Annotated in this window: 17 protein-coding genes and 1 other RNA gene; 15 read left to right on the top strand and 3 right to left on the bottom strand. The window is 72.2% G+C overall.

The features are described from left to right. Window positions 1-37 precede the first annotated feature (37 nt). From AB0I29_RS07790 to AB0I29_RS07765, 6 genes are all read left to right on the top strand, one after another. Window positions 38-1,435: an ATPase, T2SS/T4P/T4SS family gene (locus tag AB0I29_RS07790; RefSeq protein ID WP_357480058.1), complete on the top strand. Its 1,398-nt coding sequence runs from the start codon at window positions 38-40 to the stop codon at window positions 1,433-1,435. Further along, window positions 1,435-2,292: a type II secretion system F family protein gene (locus AB0I29_RS07785; RefSeq protein WP_357480055.1), complete on the top strand. Its 858-nt coding sequence runs from the start codon at window positions 1,435-1,437 to the stop codon at window positions 2,290-2,292. Before AB0I29_RS07790 ends, AB0I29_RS07785 begins: the two co-directional genes overlap by 1 nt. Further along, the gene (locus AB0I29_RS07780) at window positions 2,289-3,206 is read left to right on the top strand and encodes a type II secretion system F family protein (protein ID WP_357480051.1); all 918 of its coding nucleotides are present in this window, start codon (window positions 2,289-2,291) and stop codon (window positions 3,204-3,206) included. The genes AB0I29_RS07785 and AB0I29_RS07780 overlap by 4 nt, the downstream gene beginning before the upstream one ends. Before the next feature lie 67 nt (window positions 3,207-3,273). Then, complete coding sequence (locus AB0I29_RS07775; protein WP_357480048.1) at window positions 3,274-3,441, top strand: hypothetical protein; 168 nt, start codon at window positions 3,274-3,276, stop codon at window positions 3,439-3,441. Then, a complete protein-coding gene (locus AB0I29_RS07770) occupies window positions 3,438-3,818 on the top strand; it encodes a TadE/TadG family type IV pilus assembly protein (RefSeq protein ID WP_357480045.1) in 381 nt (126 codons plus the stop codon). Before AB0I29_RS07775 ends, AB0I29_RS07770 begins: the two co-directional genes overlap by 4 nt. Before the next feature lie 101 nt (window positions 3,819-3,919). Beyond that, window positions 3,920-4,423, top strand: coding sequence for a pilus assembly protein (locus AB0I29_RS07765; RefSeq protein ID WP_285102865.1), 504 nt, complete (start codon window positions 3,920-3,922; stop codon window positions 4,421-4,423). A 114-nt stretch (window positions 4,424-4,537) separates the two neighbouring features. Here AB0I29_RS07765 and AB0I29_RS07760 read toward each other — a convergent pair whose 3' ends face one another. Then, window positions 4,538-5,857: an endo-1,4-beta-xylanase gene (locus AB0I29_RS07760; RefSeq protein ID WP_357480041.1), complete on the bottom strand. Its 1,320-nt coding sequence runs from the start codon at window positions 5,855-5,857 to the stop codon at window positions 4,538-4,540. A gap of 230 nt (window positions 5,858-6,087) precedes the next feature. Between AB0I29_RS07760 and AB0I29_RS07755 the strand changes: the two genes are divergently transcribed. The 3 genes from AB0I29_RS07755 (at window position 6,088) to prfB (ending at window position 8,190) form a co-directional block, all read left to right on the top strand. After that, window positions 6,088-6,564, top strand: coding sequence for a hypothetical protein (locus AB0I29_RS07755; protein WP_357480038.1), 477 nt, complete (start codon window positions 6,088-6,090; stop codon window positions 6,562-6,564). A 37-nt stretch (window positions 6,565-6,601) separates the two neighbouring features. After that, window positions 6,602-7,012, top strand: a complete 411-nt coding sequence (locus AB0I29_RS07750; protein ID WP_357480035.1) for an ankyrin repeat domain-containing protein — start codon at window positions 6,602-6,604, stop codon at window positions 7,010-7,012. Between the two features lie 68 nt (window positions 7,013-7,080). Next, a complete protein-coding gene (gene prfB, locus AB0I29_RS07745) occupies window positions 7,081-8,190 on the top strand; it encodes a peptide chain release factor 2 (protein WP_285102872.1) in 1,110 nt (369 codons plus the stop codon). A gap of 40 nt (window positions 8,191-8,230) precedes the next feature. Here prfB and AB0I29_RS07740 read toward each other — a convergent pair whose 3' ends face one another. Next, window positions 8,231-9,274, bottom strand: a complete 1,044-nt coding sequence (locus AB0I29_RS07740) for an NAD(P)-dependent alcohol dehydrogenase (RefSeq protein WP_357480031.1) — start codon at window positions 9,272-9,274, stop codon at window positions 8,231-8,233. 197 nt (window positions 9,275-9,471) lie between these two features. Between AB0I29_RS07740 and ftsE the strand changes: the two genes are divergently transcribed. The 5 genes from ftsE to ssrA all read left to right on the top strand — a co-directional run bounded on the left by ftsE (window position 9,472) and on the right by ssrA (window position 13,562). After that, complete coding sequence (gene ftsE, locus AB0I29_RS07735) at window positions 9,472-10,248, top strand: cell division ATP-binding protein FtsE (RefSeq protein ID WP_357480028.1); 777 nt, start codon at window positions 9,472-9,474, stop codon at window positions 10,246-10,248. 1 nt (window position 10,249) lies between these two features. Then, window positions 10,250-11,161, top strand: coding sequence for a permease-like cell division protein FtsX (gene ftsX / locus AB0I29_RS07730; protein WP_357480025.1), 912 nt, complete (start codon window positions 10,250-10,252; stop codon window positions 11,159-11,161). Further along, on the top strand, window positions 11,161-12,531 hold the full coding sequence (locus AB0I29_RS07725; RefSeq protein WP_357480022.1) for a peptidoglycan DD-metalloendopeptidase family protein: 1,371 nt from the start codon (window positions 11,161-11,163) through the stop codon (window positions 12,529-12,531). The genes ftsX and AB0I29_RS07725 overlap by 1 nt, the downstream gene beginning before the upstream one ends. Window positions 12,532-12,621: 90 nt before the next feature. Continuing rightward, complete coding sequence (gene smpB / locus AB0I29_RS07720) at window positions 12,622-13,104, top strand: SsrA-binding protein SmpB (RefSeq protein WP_285102881.1); 483 nt, start codon at window positions 12,622-12,624, stop codon at window positions 13,102-13,104. Between the two features lie 89 nt (window positions 13,105-13,193). After that, window positions 13,194-13,562, top strand: a transfer-messenger RNA (tmRNA) gene (gene ssrA / locus AB0I29_RS07715). Between the two features lie 90 nt (window positions 13,563-13,652). On the opposite strand, the gene AB0I29_RS07710 is transcribed toward ssrA, so the two are convergent. Next, complete coding sequence (locus tag AB0I29_RS07710) at window positions 13,653-14,330, bottom strand: hypothetical protein (RefSeq protein WP_357480019.1); 678 nt, start codon at window positions 14,328-14,330, stop codon at window positions 13,653-13,655. A gap of 717 nt (window positions 14,331-15,047) precedes the next feature. Between AB0I29_RS07710 and AB0I29_RS07705 the strand changes: the two genes are divergently transcribed. Then, a complete protein-coding gene (locus AB0I29_RS07705) occupies window positions 15,048-16,772 on the top strand; it encodes a DUF222 domain-containing protein (RefSeq protein WP_357480016.1) in 1,725 nt (574 codons plus the stop codon). Window positions 16,773-16,856: the final 84 nt, after the last annotated feature.

The raw sequence follows: 16,856 nt of genomic DNA, 5'->3' as shown, positions 1-16,856 counted from the left end.
CTGCGGAGATGAACGTTTGGATCTAGCGTTGCCGGTCATGGGCGATGAGGGGGCGCGGATCCTCGAGCACGAGGTACGCGAGCTGGTGCGGCGCAGGGGTTTGGACCCGATCGGTGATCGGGAGGGGCTGTCGAGCCTCGTCACGGACGCGGTGGGCGACTACGCGACACGGGCGAGCGTCGGCGTGGTGCCGCCGCTCGACGATCCCGACGCGGCGGCCCGCACGGTGACCGACGCCGTGGGTGGGTTCGGGCCGTTGCAGCCCTACCTCGACGACCCCGAGATCGAGGAGGTCTGGCTCAACGCCCCGACCCATGTCTACGTCGCGCGGCGCGGAGTGTCCGAGCTGACCAGCACGGTGCTGACCGACGAGCAGGTGCGCGACCTCGTGGAGCGGATGCTCAAGACGTCCGGGCGGCGTCTCGACCTGTCCAGCCCGTTCGTGGATGCCCGGCTGCCGGGCGGGGAGCGCCTGCACGTCGTCATCCCCGACATCACGCGCGCGGCCTGGGCCGTGAACATCCGCAAGCACGTGGTGCGGGCCCGTTCGCTGGCGGACATGGTGCGGCTCGGCTCGCTCACGGCCCCGGCCGCGACCTTCCTCGACGCCGCCGTGCGGGCCGGGCTGAACGTGCTCGTGTCGGGCCAGACCCAGGCGGGCAAGACCACGATGCTCAATGCGCTGGCGGGCTCGATCCCGGGCTCCGAGCGGGTCATCTCGGCCGAGGAGGTCTGGGAGCTGCGGCTCCCCGTCCGCGACCACGTGGCGCTGCAGACCCGCCCGGCCAACCTCGAGGGCACCGGCGAGGTGCCCCTGCGGCGCCTGGTCAAGGAGGCCCTGCGGATGCGCCCGGACCGGCTGGTGATCGGCGAGGTCCGGGAGGCGGAGGCGTTCGACCTGCTGATCGCCCTCAACAGCGGGGTGCCCGGCATGTGCACGCTGCACGCCAACACGGCGCGGGAGGCCGTCGCGAAGATGACCACGCTCCCGCTGCTCGCGGGCGAGAACGTGTCCGACCGGTTCGTGGTGCCCACCGTCGCCTCCGCCGTGGACCTCGTGGTGCACCTCGGCCTGACCCGGGCGGCCGACGGCGTGGTGCGCCGCCAGGTCCGCGAGATCGTGGCGGTGACCGGACGCGTCGAGGAGGGGCGCATCGAGACCGCCGGGATCTTCGACCGGGACGCCGACGGCGACCTGCGCCGCGGCGACGGCATGCCGCCCGGCGAGGACCGGTTCGAGCGCGCCGGGTTCGACGTCCGGGCGCTGCTCGCCGACCCGCGGGCGCTGGCGCCGGACGCGCCCCTGCCGGGGACACGCTCCGCGCGCGGTGCCGTCGCCGGTCCGTGGGTCGGCGTGGGAGGAGTGGGTGCGCGTGCGGCGGTGGGCGGTCGTGCGGGTGCCCGGGCCGGCGCGAGCCCCTGGGCGACCCGCTGATGGGCGTGGTGGTGGGCCTGCTCCTGGGTGCCGGGCTGTTTTGCGTCTGGTGGTCGCTCTGGGCCCCGACGCCACGCCCCGCGGGCCGCGTGACCTGGCAGATGCGCACCCGGGACCTGCTGACCCAGGCCGGGGCGCCCTCCGTGACCCCCGCGATGCTCGTGGGCTCGTGCGTGGCGCTCGGCGTCGTGACCCTGCTCGTGGCGCTCGCCCTGACCCGCTCGCCGGCGATCGCGGCCTGCTTCGCGCTGCTCGCCGCGCCCGGCCCGGTGGTGCTGGTCCGTGCGCGGGCGCGCCACCGCCGTCGGGCGCTGCGGGAGGTGTGGCCCGAGGTCGTGGACCACCTCGCCTCCGGCGTGCGCGCCGGGCTGTCGCTGCCCGAGGCCGTGGCCCAGCTCGCGCACCGTGGTCCGGTCGAGCTGCGCGAACCCTTCGGCCGCTTCGCCCAGGACTACCGGGCTGGCGGCCGGTTCGGCGACGCCCTGGACGCGCTCAAGGAGCGCCTCGCCGACCCGGTGGCCGACCGCATCGTGGAGGCCCTGCGCCTCACCCGGGAGGTCGGCGGCCAGGACCTGGGCCGGCTGCTGCGGACCCTGAGCGGCTTTCTCCGCGAGGACGCCGCCACCCGGGGCGAGCTCGAGGCGCGGCAGAGCTGGACCGTCAACGGAGCGCGGGTGGCGGTCGCCGGGCCGTGGGTCGTCCTCGCCCTGCTCTCCACCCGGCCGGAGACGGCGCGTGCCTACGACTCGCCGGCGGGCGTCACGGTGCTCGTCACCGGTGGCCTCTGCGCCCTGGTCGCCTACCGGCTGATGCTGCGGATCGGGCGCCTGCCCGCCGAGCGCCGGGTGCTCCGGTGACCGCCTGGGCGGCCGGGGCGCTCGTGGGGCTCGGCGTCGCGACGGGGGTGCTGGTCGTGCTGTCCCGCCTGCGGGCGCGGGCCGTCAGCCTCGACGAGCGGCTCGCCCCCTACCTGCGCCCGCGCGACGCGACCTCGACGCTCCTGCGCGAGGCCAGCCGCACCTCGGCGGTGGTCCGCCTCCTCGGTCTGCACGACATCGGCGCGCGCCTCGAGCGGTTCGGCGCACCCCGCGAGGAGATCCGCCGCCGGCTCGACCGCGCCGGGTCCGCGGAGACGGTCGACCACTTCCGGGCCCGCCAGGTGGTCTGGACGGTGGGCGGGCTCGCGGCGGGCCTCGGCCTCGCGCTGGTGCTCGCGGCGACGCGCGGCGCGGCGGCCGTCCCGCTGGTGGTGCTCGTCGCCGTCGCGGGCGGGTGCGGCTACGTGGCGTGCGACCAGGCCCTCACGCTGCGGGTGCGGCGACGCGAGGAGCGGCTGCTCGCCGAGCTGCCGACCATCGCGGAGCTGCTCGCGCTCGCCGTGGCGGCGGGGGAGAGCCCGCCCGCCGCGCTCGAACGGGTGGCGTCGACGGCGCGGGGTGAGCTGGCGGGCGAGATCCGGCGCATGGTCGCCGCGGTCCGCGCGGGCGCACCTGTGACGGCCGCCCTCACCGCGCTCGCGGACCGCTCCGGGCTGCCACCCCTGTCCCGGTTCGCCGAGGGGGTGGTCGTCGCGCTGGAACGCGGCACCCCGCTCGCGGACGTGCTGCGCGCCCAGGCGCGCGACGTCCGAGAGGCGGGCCGCCGCTCCCTCCTGGAGGCGGGCGGCCGCAAGGAGATCCTGATGATGGTGCCGGTCGTGTTCCTCGTGCTGCCGGTCACCGTCGTCTTCGCTGTTTTCCCCAGCCTGGCCACCCTCCGGATCGGGCTCTGACATGACTCCGCCAGGGAGTCTGCCGACGAAAGGAACCGCTGTGCGCGACGACCGAGGGACCAGGAACATGACCGAGACCGCCGAGACCGCCGAGGCCGAGCGGGGCGACGTGCCGGGCTGGGTGCTCGTCACCCTGATGACCGCAGGACTGGTCGTGGCGCTCTGGGCCGTGGCGGGCCCGCTGCTCGAGGACGCGTTCCGCCAGGCGATCAGCAGCGTCACGGGCCAGGGGTGAGCACGGGCCGGCGGGAGCACGGCTCCGCGGCGGTCGAGTTCCTGCTGGTGTCGGTGCTGGTCCTGGCCCTCCTGCTCGGGGTGGTCCAGGTGGCGCTCGCCGTCCACGTGCGTTCGCTCGCGATCGACGCGGCCGCCGAGGGCGCCCGCGTGGCGGCCCGCGCGGACCGGAACCCGGCCGACGGCGTCGCGCGCACGCGCGTACTCCTGGCGGGAGCCCTGACCGGCGACTACGCCCGCGACGTCACCGCTGGCAGCACGTCGCGCGACGGGATCGAGGTGACCGAGGTGACGGTGCGGACGCCGCTGCCCGTGGTCGGCCTGCTCGGTCCCGGCGGGACGCTCACGGTGCGCGGTCACGCGTTGGCGGAGCGATGAGCGGGTCGCAGCGGGGGGTGCGGGGGACTGGTTGCGCAGCGGGGGAGGTAACGCTGGGCGAGCAGTGCTCCCTCTCCGTTACGTCTCCCGGTGCGGTGGTGGTGCTCCGGGGCAGGAAGGCCGGGAGCCGGAGCACCGAGGGCCCGAGCCGTGCGGACCCGAGCCGGGAGGACCGCGGCCGCGAGGTGGGCTCCGCGATGGTCGAGTTCCTCGGCGTCGCGCTGATCCTCCTGGTCCCGCTGGTCTACCTCGTGGTCACGCTCGGCCGCGTGCAGGCCGGCGCGTTCGCGGCCGAGGGCGCGGCGACGAGCGCGGTCCGCGCGATGGTCACGGCCGAGTCGGCCGCCGTCGGGACCACCCGGGCCGACGCCGCGGTGCGGCTCGCCCTGACGGATCAGGGCTTCGCCGGCGACGAGGGCGCGCTGACGCTGGAGTGCTCGCAGTCCCCGTGCCTGACGCCGGGTGGTGCCGTGGCCGCCGTCGTCCGCGTCGAGGTGCCCTTGCCCCTGCTGCCCGACGCCGTGCGCGGCTGGGTGCCGCTGTCCGTCCCGGTGGAGGCGGCGCGCACGGGGACGGTCGACGAGTACGCGGCGGTCCGGCCCTGAGGAGTGCCCGACAGGGGCTCGGGCACGACGGTCCGCACCCTCCGTGGGGTGCGGACCGCCGTCGTCCTGCCCGGCCGAGCGGCCTCGCGGCCGGCGGCCGGCCAGGTCAGCCCGTCAGCTGGTCGAGCAGGTCGCCGTGGGCAGGGTGGTGTTCCCGTTCTTGTAGAGCGTGATGCCGAAGTTGTTGCCGGCCCCGTTCGGCGTGGCCGTCAGCGTGCCGGTGCTCCCGGAGACCGTGGCGTTCCAGGAGTTCTGCAGGCTCTGGCTGCCCTGGAGCTGGATCGAGACGCGCCAGGTCGAGCTGCCCGAGACCGCGAGCGACACGTTGAATCGGTCGGACCACTCCTGCCCTCGGGTGACCGACACCGTGCAGCCGCCGGTGGGCGGCGGGGTGGTGGTGCCGCCGTTCAACGCGTTGAGCGTGGAGGTGTAGGCGGCCTTCTTGTTGCCGTTCCCGTCGAAGAGCAGCGGGGTGCCGCCGGCGCGCCACGAGTCCGTGTCCCGGACACCCCACACCGAGATGCCGGTACAGCGGGACACGGCGAGGCACGCCTGGACGACCCTGCCGTAGTTGTCGGCCTGCGCCGAGCCGGAGCCCTCGATGTCGAGCTCGGTGATCTGCACGTCGACGCCCAGCGCCGCGAAGCTCGACAGCGTGGTCTGGTAGTTGCTCGGCACGGGGCTCTGCGCGTTGAAGTGCGACTGGAAGCCCACGCAGTCGATGGGCACCCCGCGGGACTTGAAGTCGCGCACGAGGTTGTAGACGGCCTGCGTCTTTGCGTGCGACCAGTCGTCGGTGTTGTAGTCGTTGTAGCAGAGCTTGGCGCCCGGGTCGGCGGCCCGGGCGGCGCGGAACGCCGCCTCGATCCAGTCGTTGCCGGTGCGCTGCAGGTTCGAGTCGCGGCGGGCGCCGGACGAGCCGTCCTGGAACGCCTCGTTCACCACGTCCCAGGAGTGGATCTGGCCGCGGTAGTGGGTGGCCACCTGGGTGACGTGGTTGAGCATCGCGGACCGCAGGGCGGAGCCGCTCATGTTCTGCATCCAGCCCGGCTGCTGCGAGTGCCAGGCCAGCGTGTGCCCCCGGACCTGCTTCCCGTTGCTCCGCGCCCAGCTCACGATGCGGTCGCCGTTGGTGAAGGTGAACTGGTTCTGGTTCGGCTCGGTCGCGTCCAGCTTCATCTCGTTCTCGGCGGTGACCATGTTGAACTCGCGGTTCGCGATGGTGGTGTACGCGGTCTCGGAGAGCTTGTTCGCCGCGATCGCCGTGCCGAAGTACCGGCCGGACTCCGCGGCGGCGGCCTGCAGGGTGCTGCCGGCGGCCTGGGCCGAGGTGACGGCCACTCCGGTGCTGAGCACCACCGCCGCCAGCGTGGCGAGCGAGACCGCGCGCAGCGTGCGCCGGTGTCGCGGTGGGGTGAGCGTTCGGGTCATCATCGTTGATCCCCTTCGTTCAGGACGTGCCGTCGTTGGCCCGTCGGGACATGGAAAAGGATTTCTATGCCTCCCACCAGGTGTCAAGGGTTTCGCTAAACGTTTTCGAAGATCGGGCGAATCTAAACGATTAGGTTCCGTCCTGGGAGATGACCAGGGCGGCGAACCACCGCTCCGAGACTTTTCCACAGCCATGCCGAGCCGGGTCCGCACCACCGGCGAACAATGGGCGGATGACGCCCGCCGCTCGCACCGACGCACGCCGACGCGACCCCGAGGACCGCGAGGGCGGCCGCATCATGCTGCTCACCTCGGCCTTCGTCGCGTTCGCGCTGATGCTGGTCGCGGTGGTCGCCTCGGCGAGCGCGGTGCACCTGGACCGCAAGGCCCTCTACGACGTCGCGGACCTCGCCGCGGCCGACGCGGCGGACGCCATGTCGCCGGACGCCTTCTACGCGGGCATGGGCGCGCCCGCCGACGGCGCCCCGCTCGCTCTGTCCGACGCCGGCGTGCGCGCCGCCGTCGAGCGCTACCTCGCCGCGCACCCGCCCGGCCTGCCCGTGGTGGTGACCGGGGCGTCGTCGCCGGACGGGCGGTCCGCGCGGGTGACGCTCGCGGCCGTGTCCCGCCCGCCGCTGCTGCACTGGTTCACCGACGCGTTCGGCGGCGGGATCGGTCTGTCGGCGTCGTCGACGGCCCGGGCCTGGTGAACCGATCGGCCGGCCTGGGCCGGGTTAGGTTGTGCCCATGAGCGAGCAGCACGGCACGAGCGACCAGAGCGGTGACCAGCCAGGCGGCACCCGCCTCGAGCCCGAGCAGGTCCTCGACCTCGCCCGCCAGGGTGCGGACGTGCTGCTCGACCTGGTGGACGCCGGCCTGCCGGTCGAGCTGGCCGACGACGCCGGCAACACGCTCCTGATGCTCGCCGCCTACCACGGGCACGCGAGCCTCACGGCGGGCCTCGCCGAGCGCGGCGCGGACGTGAACCGGCTCAACGGCAACAACCAGGCTCCGCTCGCGGGCGCCGTCTTCAAGAACGAGGCCGACGTGATCCGGGTGCTGGTCGAGCACGGTGCGGACCCCGACGCGGGGACGCCCAGCGCCCGTGCGACCGCGCAGATGTTCGGCCGTGAGCTGCCCGAACCGGGAGCTCGCTGAGCCGGACGGGGGGCGGTGCGAGATTTTCCGGCGTCGGGCACCGGGATGCGCGGGTAACCTTGAACATCGTGGCCACCAACGACTTTCCCGCTGAGATCAAGGCGCTCCGCACGACCCTCGAGTCCATCGAGGCCGTGAGCGACCCCACCGCGCTCGAGGCGAAGATCGCCGAGCTGTCGGAGCAGGCGTCGGCGCCCAACCTGTGGGACGACCCGGAGGAGGGCCAGAAGGTCACCTCCGCGCTGTCGGCGGCCCAGGCCGAGCTGAGCCGCGTCGAGAAGCTCGGCGCGCGCATCGACGACGTCGAGACGCTCGTGGAGCTCGGCCAGGAGATGGACGACGCCGACTCGCTCACCGAGGCCGAGGAGGAGGTCGCCAAGATCCGCAAGGACCTCGCGGCGCTCGAGGTTCGGACCCTGCTGAACGGTGAGTACGACTCCCGCGAGGCCGTCGTGACGATCCGCGCGGGGGCCGGCGGCGTGGACGCCGCCGACTTCGCCGAGATGCTGATGCGCATGTACCTGCGCTGGGCCGAGCGGCACGGCTACCCCACCAAGGTGGGCGACACGTCCTACGCCGAGGAGGCGGGCCTCAAGTCCGCGACCTTCGAGGTCAACGTGCCCTACGCGTTCGGCAACCTGTCCGTCGAGGCCGGCACGCACCGGCTGGTGCGCATCTCGCCGTTCGACAACCAGGGCCGCCGGCAGACGTCGTTCGCCGCCGTCGAGGTGATCCCGCTCATCGAGCAGACCGACCACATCGACATCCCGGACTCCGAGCTCAAGATCGACGTGTACCGCTCGTCGGGCCCGGGCGGTCAGTCCGTCAACACCACGGACTCCGCGGTCCGCATGACGCACATCCCCACCGGCGTCGTCGTCGCGATGCAGAACGAGAAGTCCCAGATCCAGAACCGCGCCGCCGCCTACCGCGTGCTCCAGTCGCGCCTGCTGCTGCTCCGCAAGGCGGAGGAGGCCGCGAAGAAGAAGGAGATGGCCGGCGACATCAAGGCCAGCTGGGGCGACCAGATGCGGTCCTACGTGCTGCAGCCGTACCAGATGGTCAAGGACCTGCGCACCGAGCACGAGTCGGGCAACCCGCAGGCCGTGTTCGACGGCGCCATCGACGACTTCATCGAGGCCGGCATCCGCTGGCGCCGCGGCGGCTCGGGAAGCTGACGCCGGACGGCGGGCGGCCCGGACGGCCGCCCGCGCCCGCTCAGGCGTGCGGCACGATGACGGCGCGGCCGGAGAGCTGACCCGACTCCAGCTTGCGGTACGCCTCGTCGAACCGGTCGAGGGTGTACCGCTCGACGTCGGGCACGATCTGCCCCGCCCGGTACATCGCGACCACCTCGTAGAGCTCCTCGACGGTGCCCCAGTAGGTGTTGGTGAGCTCGGCCTCGTACGGGTTGGTGAAGAAGCTCCACTCGGTCACGCCGCCCGCGATGCCGACCACGGTGAGCCGTCCCTGCTGGGCCAGGCATGCCTGCGCCGTCCTGATCGTGGGCGCCGCCCCCACCAGGTCGAAGGCCGCGTCGACGCCGCGTCCGCCCGTGAGCTCGCGGATCGCCGCCACCTGGTCCGGCCCGCCCGGCACGGTGACGGCGCCGTTGGCGGCGGCGCGGTCCATGGCGTCCTGCTTCATGTCGGTGGCGATCACGGTGGCGCCGGTCAGTGCCGTCAGGATCTGCACGGCCACCTGACCCAGCCCGCCCAGGCCCACGACCAGCGCGAACTTTCCGCCGCCCGCCAGCTTGGGCAGCGACAGCTTGATCGCGTGGTACGGGGTGAGGCCGGCGTCGGCCAGGGGAGCGGCCGCGACCGGGTCGGCGTCGCCCAGCGGCACGAGGTTCCGCGCGGGCGTCACCATGTACTCCGCCATGCCGCCGTCGCGGCCGATCCCCGTCGCCGCCCAGGGCATGGACGCCGCGTTCTCGCAGTAGGTGTCCTGCCCGCGTGAGCAGGCCCTGCAGTGCCCGCACCCGTTCGGGCCGTAGACGAGGTAGGCGTCACCCTTCGAGAACCCGGTGACGCCCGGACCCAGCTCCTCGATCCAGCCGGACGCCTCGTGGCCCAGCACGAACGGCGGCGCGAACGACCCCGGCTGCCCCTCCGCGAACTCCTTGTAGAGCGCCACGTCGGAGTGGCATGCCCCCGAGCCGGCGATCTTCAGCAGCACCTCACCCGGGCCGGGACTGGGTCGCTCCACCTCCTTGAGGGTGGGGAAGGTCTGGAACTTCTCGAACACGACAGCACGCATCAGCTCACGCTCCTGTTGCCGGGGGCCGGTTCTTCCATGAGACCCCATCCGGCATGCTCCGGCACGAGGTACGGCAACGGCAAAATGCCGCTTGCGCACGTTTTGGGCAGGTATGGCGGACGACGCCGGCCAACGGGGTGAGCGCCGTCGGCGTGTCTGCCCGACACGCCACCCGATCTCCCACCTAGGGTCGGCTCGTGATCAGGTTCGAGAACGTGTCGAAGGTCTATGCGCGCGGCGCACGACCTGCCCTCGACCAGGTCTCCGTGGACGTCGAGCGTGGCGAGTTCGTCTTCCTCGTGGGGGCCTCCGGCTCGGGCAAGTCGACCTTCCTGTCGCTCGTGCTGCGCGAGCAGCGGCCCACGCGCGGCCGCGTCTACGTCGCGGGGCGCGACGTCGCGAACCTCTCCGGCTGGCGCGTGCCCACGCTGCGCCGCCAGCTCGGCGTGGTGTTCCAGGACTTCCGGCTGCTGCAGAACAAGACCGTCCACGAGAACGTGGCGTTCGCCCTGCAGGTGATCGGCAAGCCGCGGCACGTCATCCGGGACACCGTGCCCGAGGTGCTCGACATGGTCGGCCTGGCGGGCAAGGGCAAGCGCATGCCCACCGAGCTCTCCGGCGGTGAGCAGCAGCGCGCCGCGATCGCTCGCGCCATCGTCAACCGGCCGCAGATCCTGCTGGCCGACGAGCCCACGGGCAACCTCGACCCCACCACCTCGCTTGGCATCATGCGCCTGCTGGACCGCATCAACCGCACCGGGACCACGGTGGTCATGGCCACGCACGACGACGAGATCGTCAACGAGATGCGCCGCCGCGTCGTCGAGCTGTCCGACGGCGTCGTCGTCCGCGACGAGGCCCGCGGCGGCTACGGCGAGCGCGAGGCGATCCTGCCCGACGTCGGCGCGTCGCCCGTGCTCGACGCCCCCGGCAGCGGTACCCGCGCGCCCGTCCAGACGGTGCGGGGGTCCTGAGGTGCGCTTCCAGTTCGTGCTGGGCGAGGTCGTCAGCGGCCTGCGCCGGAACACCACCATGGTCGTGGCCGTGGTGCTCGTGACGTTCGTGTCCCTGACGTTCGTCGGCGCCGCGGCCCTGCTGCAGGCGCAGATCGGCAAGCTCAAGGACGACTGGTACGACCTCGTCGAGGTCTCCGTCTTCCTCTGCCCGGAGGGCTCCGTGTCGCCCACGTGCGCCACGGGCGAGGCCACCGACGACCAGATCGACGCCGTGCGCCAGGTCATCGACACCGAGCTGTCCTCCCAGGTCAGCAAGGTCTACTTCGAGTCCAAGCAGCAGGCGTTCGAGGCCTTCAGCGAGCGCTACCCCGACGGCTACCAGGGCACGCAGCTCACCGCCGACGACATGCAGGCGTCCCTGCGCCTCAAGCTGACCGACGCCGAGCAGTTCGCCGTCGTGAGCGACGTCCTGTCCGGGCGGGACGGCGTGGAGATCGTCGAGGACCAGCGCGCCGTCTTCGAGCCGCTGTTCCGCACGCTCAACGTCGCCACCCTGCTCGCGGCCGGGCTGGCCGGCGTCATGCTCCTGGCCGCGGTGCTGCTGATCACCACCACCATCCGGCTGAGTGCCGTCTCCCGGCGCAAGGAGACGGAGATCATGCGCCTGGTGGGCGCGTCCAACCTGTTCATCCAGCTGCCCTTCCTGCTGGAGGGGGCGCTGGCGGCCGTCCTCGGCTCCCTGCTCGCCGGCGGGGGGCTCTGGCTCGCCGTGCGGTTCATGGTCAGCGACTGGCTCGAACGGTCGGTCGACTGGGTCGCCTACGTGTCGGAGGTCGACGTGTTCCGCGTCGCGCCGCTGCTCGTGGTCATGGCGGTCGCACTGGCCGCCCTCTCGTCCTTCTTCACGCTGAACCGGTACACGAGGATCTGATGTCGACTCCCCGAAACCCTCGCTCCAGGGTCCCCGGCCGCAGCACCCTGGCCGCGGCGCTCGCCGTCCTGCTCCTGCTGGGCGGCTCGTCCGTCGTCCAGGCCGACGACCTGGACGACCGCCGCGCCGCCGCGGAGCGCCAGCAGGCGGCCAAGGAGAAGGAGCGCGAGAGCCTGGAGGCCGAGCTGGAGCACACGGACTCGCAGCTCGCGGACGCCGTGCTCGAGCTGGACCAGGTCGAGGGCCGGCTGCCGGTGGCGGAGGCAGAGCTCGCCGTGGCCGAGGCCGAGCTGCAGCGGGCGGAGCGGGAGGCCGCGATCCTGGCCCAGCGGCTGGCCGATGCCCAGCTCGAGGAGGCACAGGTCACCCAGCTGCTCCAGGACGGTTCCGGGAAGGTCGACGCCGCCCGCGACGACATCGCGCAGATGGCCCGCGAGGAGTTCCGTGGTTCCGGCAGCGCCTCGACGCTCGGGCTGGTGACCGGCGCCCAGAGCACCGAGGAGTTCATCGACGGGTACTCCGTGTCGTCGTCCGCGGCCCGGATCCGGGCGCGCACGCTCGCCGAGCTGCAGGATGCCGAGGCGACCGCCCGCAACCTGCAGGCGCGGCTGACAGCCATCCGGGAGGTCGTCACCGAGCTCAAGCGCCTCGCGGACGAGAACGTGGAGTCCAAGGAGGCGGCCAAGCAGGCCGCGGTGGAGCGCAAGGCGGAGATCGAGCGCCTGATCGCCGAGCAGCAGCGGCTCAAGGCCCGCATCGAGCGGCGCAAGGACGCCGCGCTGGAGAGCATGCAGGCGAACGAGCAGGAGCTGAGCTCCATCGAGTCCGACCTGAAGTCGATCATCCGCAAGCAGCAGGCCCGGGACGAGCGCCTGGCCCAGCAGCGTCAGGAGGAGCAGGGCTCCTCGGGCGGTTCCTCCGGCGGTGGTGGTTCCTCGTCCGGCGGTGGTGGTGGTGGCGCCGGCACCATGACGTTCCTCAGCTACCCGACGGCGAACCCGTTCGTCACCTCGTCGTACGGCATGCGGTTCCACCCGGTGCTGAACTACTCCCGTCTGCACGCCGGCACCGACTTCCGGGCCTACTGCGGCACGCCGATCCTGGCCGCCGCCGACGGCACGGTCCTCTACGCCCGCACTCTGGCGGGTCTGGGCAACCAGGTGCTGATCGACCACGGCTACACGTCGAGCGGTACCAGCGTGATGACGAGCTCGAACCACCTCACGTCCTTCGCCGTCTCGTCGGGGCAGCGCGTCTCGCGCGGGCAGCTGATCGGCTACTCGGGCACCACGGGTACGTCCACGGCCTGCCACCTGCACTTCGAGCTCTACATCAACGGTTCCACCGTGGACCCGATGACCTGGCTCTAAAAGCCTGGTCCCCGCGGTACGGGCGCGTAAACTGGGACGTCGCGCGCCCCGCAGCGGGTACCGCGCAGCCGCAGACCCCGGAGGGAGACCATGGCCAAGAAGAACGTCGATGATCCGCGCAAGATCGTGGCGAACAACAAGAAGGCCCGTCATGACTACGTGATCGAGGACGTCTTCGAGGCCGGACTGGTGCTCTCGGGCACCGAGGTCAAGGCGCTCCGGATGGGTCGCGCGTCCCTGACGGACGGCTACGCCGCCATCGACCGCGGCGAGGCGTGGCTCGAGAACGTCCACATCCCCGCGTACTTCCAGGGCACGTGGAACAACCACGCGCCGCGGCGCCGGCGCAAGCTGCTGCTGCACCGCGAGGAGATCGCGCGCCTGGAGTCGAAGTCCCGGGAGAAGGGGCACACCCTCATCCCGCTGTCGCTGTACTTCCTGGACGGCCGTGCCAAGGTCGAGATCGCGCTCGCGCGAGGCAAGAAGGAGTACGACAAGCGCCAGACCCTGCGCGAGCAGCAGGACATGCGGGAGGCCCAGCGGGCGATCCGGCACAAGGAGATGCTCGGCTGAGGAAATAACGTTCCCGGCCAGGGTGTTGATCACCTAGACTGGGAGCACTTCACGGGCGAGAGCCCGGGGAGCTGGTTGACAACACCATAGGGGCTGATCGGTTTCGACGGTGGTCGTGCTTCGAGGAGAAGCGGGCCGAGGATGCAGGCTTATCTCGTAAACGATGCCTGTAAACCAATAGTTGCCGATAACTCGCGCAACGACTTCGCCCTCGCCGCCTGAGCGAGCCCGAAGTCCGTGGGCCCGGAGTCTGCTTTCGCTCCGGTAGTCCGCGTCATCTAGAAAGCCACTGCTCGTAGCTCTCGTCATCGGGGCTACGGGAACACTTAGATGACTGGGCCTGTCCGCGAACGTGTCTGCGCGAGCGCGGGGGCCGAGAAAATCCATAGCAGACTGCGCCCGGAGAAGTCCTCGTTAACCGATACCGGACCCGGGTTCGATTCCCGGCAGCTCCACGTGACAGCCCTGTGGCAGAAGGCCTCGCCGGTGTTCCGGCGAGGCCTTCGTCGTGCCCGGGGTCTGGTGCCCGCCTCGCGGGCCGGGCCGGCCTACTCGACGTCGCGCAGTGCCGACAGCACCGCGACCGTCTCGGCGCCGTACGTGTCGTCGGCGTAGCGCTGGATGCTGCCGTCGTCGTAGACGACCGTCACCCAGACGTAGCCGTTCTCCACCCAGCCGCTGAGGCCGCCGAGGTCGTCGAACACCTCGCTCTGCAGCTCGTCGGCGCCGGATCCTGCTCCGGCCGCCCCGGCGTTGTCCGGCGCGAGCCGGGGGTCGTCGTCGGACGCGGGCGGCTCGGCCGGGGCGGCGCCCGCCTCGGTGAGGTGGAAGGTCGCGCCGTCCCAGGTGCCCTCGACCGTGTACTGGCCCCAGGTGGTGCTCTGTGCGGACTCCTCCGCCTCGACGGCGTCCCAGTCCCATCCGGCGATCTCGGGTCCGCCGCACTGGGGCGGGTACGACTCGGCCACCCCGCCCAGGCAGAGCTCGGGCGGTCCGTCGCCCTCCTGGAGCACGGTCGCGACGGCGGTCACCGCGCCCGGCGCCGAGGGCGTAGGCGGCGCGGACACCGCCGTGTCGCCGGTCTGGTCACCGTCGGATGCGGGGCCGGCGGGGCTGGCAGGGTCGGCGGGGCCGGCGGGGCTGGCGGGGCCGGCGCACGCGCCGAGCAGCAGGACGCCGGCCAGGCCGGTGCCGAGGGCGCGGAGTGGTGCTCGCAGCGGGCTCATACCCGCTATGTGTCGTCAGGACGACGGCGCTTGCGCGCCAGCCGCTGGTCGGAAGTGCGCCTCTACCCAGTCATCTGGCCCAGATCTACTGTGGTTTCCGGGCCCATTGACTGGGTAGAGGCGCACTTTGGCGGGGCCGACGCCGACCGGGCACCAAGCACCAAGCATCGGGCGCCAAGCGCCGGGCGCCGGACAGGGTGGTGTTGAACATGCCGAGATCGAAGCCGAGCAGGAGGCTGGCATCGAGCACGCTCGCGTCGGTTGACAGGCTCTCGCCGGAACGGGCCGCAGCGGAGTTCGTTCCAGACTCGCGCCGGCGGTCGGGCTTGCGCGAGCAGATGACGCGCCAGGATCGCCGCTCGCTGACGGCCCGACTGCGTGCGAACTCGACCGACCTCGGCCCAGCTCGGGCGCCCGGGACGCTATCCGATCCGCGCTCGACGAGTGGTGTATCCACAGGGTCGCGAGCGAGGCAGCCGTCGGTTTCTGCTGATGGCAGACAGGGTCGGTTCGACGAGCGGTGCGAACGTGTGTGTCATAGGTTGATGGCATGACGCGTACTGGTGAGGTGTTGACACGGACGGGCGACGAGCTGCATGTCGGGTCGGTGCTGCCCGCGGTGGAGTGCCGTCTGATGGTGCCGTGCGGGCCGGGATCGTAGATGCCGCGGTGGTTGATGCTGCGGGTGTGCGGGCGGTGCGTCAGATGGTGGCGGGCATGGTCTTGCCGGGTGCCGACGAGATGGTCAGGGTCGCGGGTGCGAACGATGGCCCGGGTGGCGGGCCGCGGGTGCAGGCGGAGTGGGTGGACCTGCTTGGTGAGCTGGAGGCGTTGAAGAATGCGGTCACGGCGACGCAGGCCCGGTTGGCCGTGGTGTTGGACGAGGCCACACGGGCCGAAGAGGCAGCGCAGAGCATCAGGGCCGAACGCAGGGGTCGTGGGGTGCCCAACCAGGTCGGTGCCGCGCTGCGGGTGAGCCCCCACGCCGGTGCCGGGTTCCTGGGCACGGCCCGGGTGTGGGTCACGCAGATGCCCCACACCTTCTCGGCGCTGCAGGCTGGGGTGTTGTCGTCGTGGCGGGCCACGCTCCTGGTCCGGGAGACGTCCCACCTGTCCGTGGAGCACCGCGCCCTGATCGATGAGGGGATCTGCGGACCAGCCGGTCTGGCGGAGCTGGCCCGGATGGGCACGCGCCGTCTGGTCGCTCGGATCAAGGAGCTGGCCGCCCGGTTGGATGTGCACGCGTGCGTGAAGCGGAACGCGAGGGCGGTGTCGGAGCGGCGGGTGTCTGTGCGGCCCGCACCCGACCTGATGGTCTACCTGACCGCCCTGGTGCCCATGGCCGAGGGCGTGCAGGCCTACGCCCAGCTCAAGGCCCACGCCGAGACGACCAAGACGGCCGGGGACGTGCGTGGGGTCGGGCAGATCATGGCCGACACCCTGATCGAACGCGTCACCGCCCGTCAGCCTGGCCACACGAACGACGTACCGGTCACGATCAACCTCCTGGTCTCGGACGAGACCCTGTTGGCAGGTGGTAACGAGCCCGGTGTGGTGTTGGAGGGCGCCCCGGCGGGTGTGGGCACGGTCCCGGCGCCGGTCGCCCGGCGTCTGGCGGCGCATGCGATCGAGACCGACACCGCGTGGCTGCGCAGCATCTACGTCAACCCGCACGGCAGGTTGCTGGCCAGCACGTCGACGTCAAGGTTCCACCCCCACGGCCTGGCTACGCTCCTGCGCGCCCGCGAGCAGGGGATCTGTGCGAGCCCCTGGTGTGACGCCCCGATCCGGCACCTGGACCACGTCACCCCGCACGTCCAGGGCGGTGCGACCAGCCTCGATAACGGCCAAGGGCTGTGTGCCCGGTGCAACCACGCCAAGCAATCACCCGGCTGGCGGCAGAAGACCACCCAGGTCCACGGCCGCGACGCGGTCGAGACGGTGACACCGACGGGGCACACCTATGTCTCGGTCGCGCCCACACCACCGACACCGGTCACGACCGGCAATGCAACGCCGGCTCGTGATGCGCTGGTTCGCACCACAGTCCGCGACGCGATCCCGGTCCCTGACACGACACCTGCTCAGGGCGCGGCACCGGTCCGCGGCACGACCGTGGTTCGCGCCGCCGCAATCCTGCCCGCTGAAGCAGCGGCGACCGGCCCCACGGGACCCGCCCACGGCCAGGCACCAGCTCCCGAGCGATCCACCACCCCGGCCTGGACCCCCGCCGTCGGCATGACGGGACCGAGCAACGGGCACACACCCCGCAGCCGCTACCAGATCGGCTGCCACACCAACCCCCGCAACGCCCCGATCCCTTATCGGCCAGGCCCACCCGGCCGGCGCCGCCCGCCACCGCCTTCGCGCCAAACGGCACCTCGGCGACCAGCGTCCTACGGAGGCCGCCAGGCCGACCTCGCCTGGACGCACCCCGGCTGAGGCCGCCCGCTCGACGATCCCGCACCTCCGGGGCACACTGGCAGCGGCGCGGACACCGGGGTTCGCGGCGGAGAGCTGGAGGGC

The organism is Promicromonospora sp. NPDC050262 (genome assembly GCF_040655935.1).
GTDB lineage: Bacteria > Actinomycetota > Actinomycetes > Actinomycetales > Cellulomonadaceae > Promicromonospora.
The sequence above is the reverse complement of the archived record's forward strand: the minus strand, read 5'-3'. Positions and strand labels throughout refer to the sequence as shown.

Bases quoted from the DNA above. Each gene is read 5' to 3' on its own strand.
- AB0I29_RS07790 (WP_357480058.1), top strand. From the start codon at position 38: ATGGGCGATGAGGGGGCGCGGATCCTCGAGCACGAGGTACGCGAGCTG.
- AB0I29_RS07785 (WP_357480055.1), top strand. From the start codon at position 1,435: ATGGGCGTGGTGGTGGGCCTGCTCCTGGGTGCCGGGCTGTTTTGCGTC.
- AB0I29_RS07775 (WP_357480048.1), top strand. From the start codon at position 3,274: ATGACCGAGACCGCCGAGACCGCCGAGGCCGAGCGGGGCGACGTGCCG.
- AB0I29_RS07760 (WP_357480041.1), bottom strand. From the start codon at position 5,857: ATGATGACCCGAACGCTCACCCCACCGCGACACCGGCGCACGCTGCGC.
- AB0I29_RS07755 (WP_357480038.1), top strand. From the start codon at position 6,088: ATGACGCCCGCCGCTCGCACCGACGCACGCCGACGCGACCCCGAGGAC.
- AB0I29_RS07750 (WP_357480035.1), top strand. From the start codon at position 6,602: ATGAGCGAGCAGCACGGCACGAGCGACCAGAGCGGTGACCAGCCAGGC.
- AB0I29_RS07740 (WP_357480031.1), bottom strand. From the start codon at position 9,274: ATGCGTGCTGTCGTGTTCGAGAAGTTCCAGACCTTCCCCACCCTCAAG.
- AB0I29_RS07725 (WP_357480022.1), top strand. From the start codon at position 11,161: ATGTCGACTCCCCGAAACCCTCGCTCCAGGGTCCCCGGCCGCAGCACC.
- smpB (WP_285102881.1), top strand. From the start codon at position 12,622: ATGGCCAAGAAGAACGTCGATGATCCGCGCAAGATCGTGGCGAACAAC.
- AB0I29_RS07710 (WP_357480019.1), bottom strand. From the start codon at position 14,330: ATGAGCCCGCTGCGAGCACCACTCCGCGCCCTCGGCACCGGCCTGGCC.
- AB0I29_RS07705 (WP_357480016.1), top strand. From the start codon at position 15,048: ATGGTCTTGCCGGGTGCCGACGAGATGGTCAGGGTCGCGGGTGCGAAC.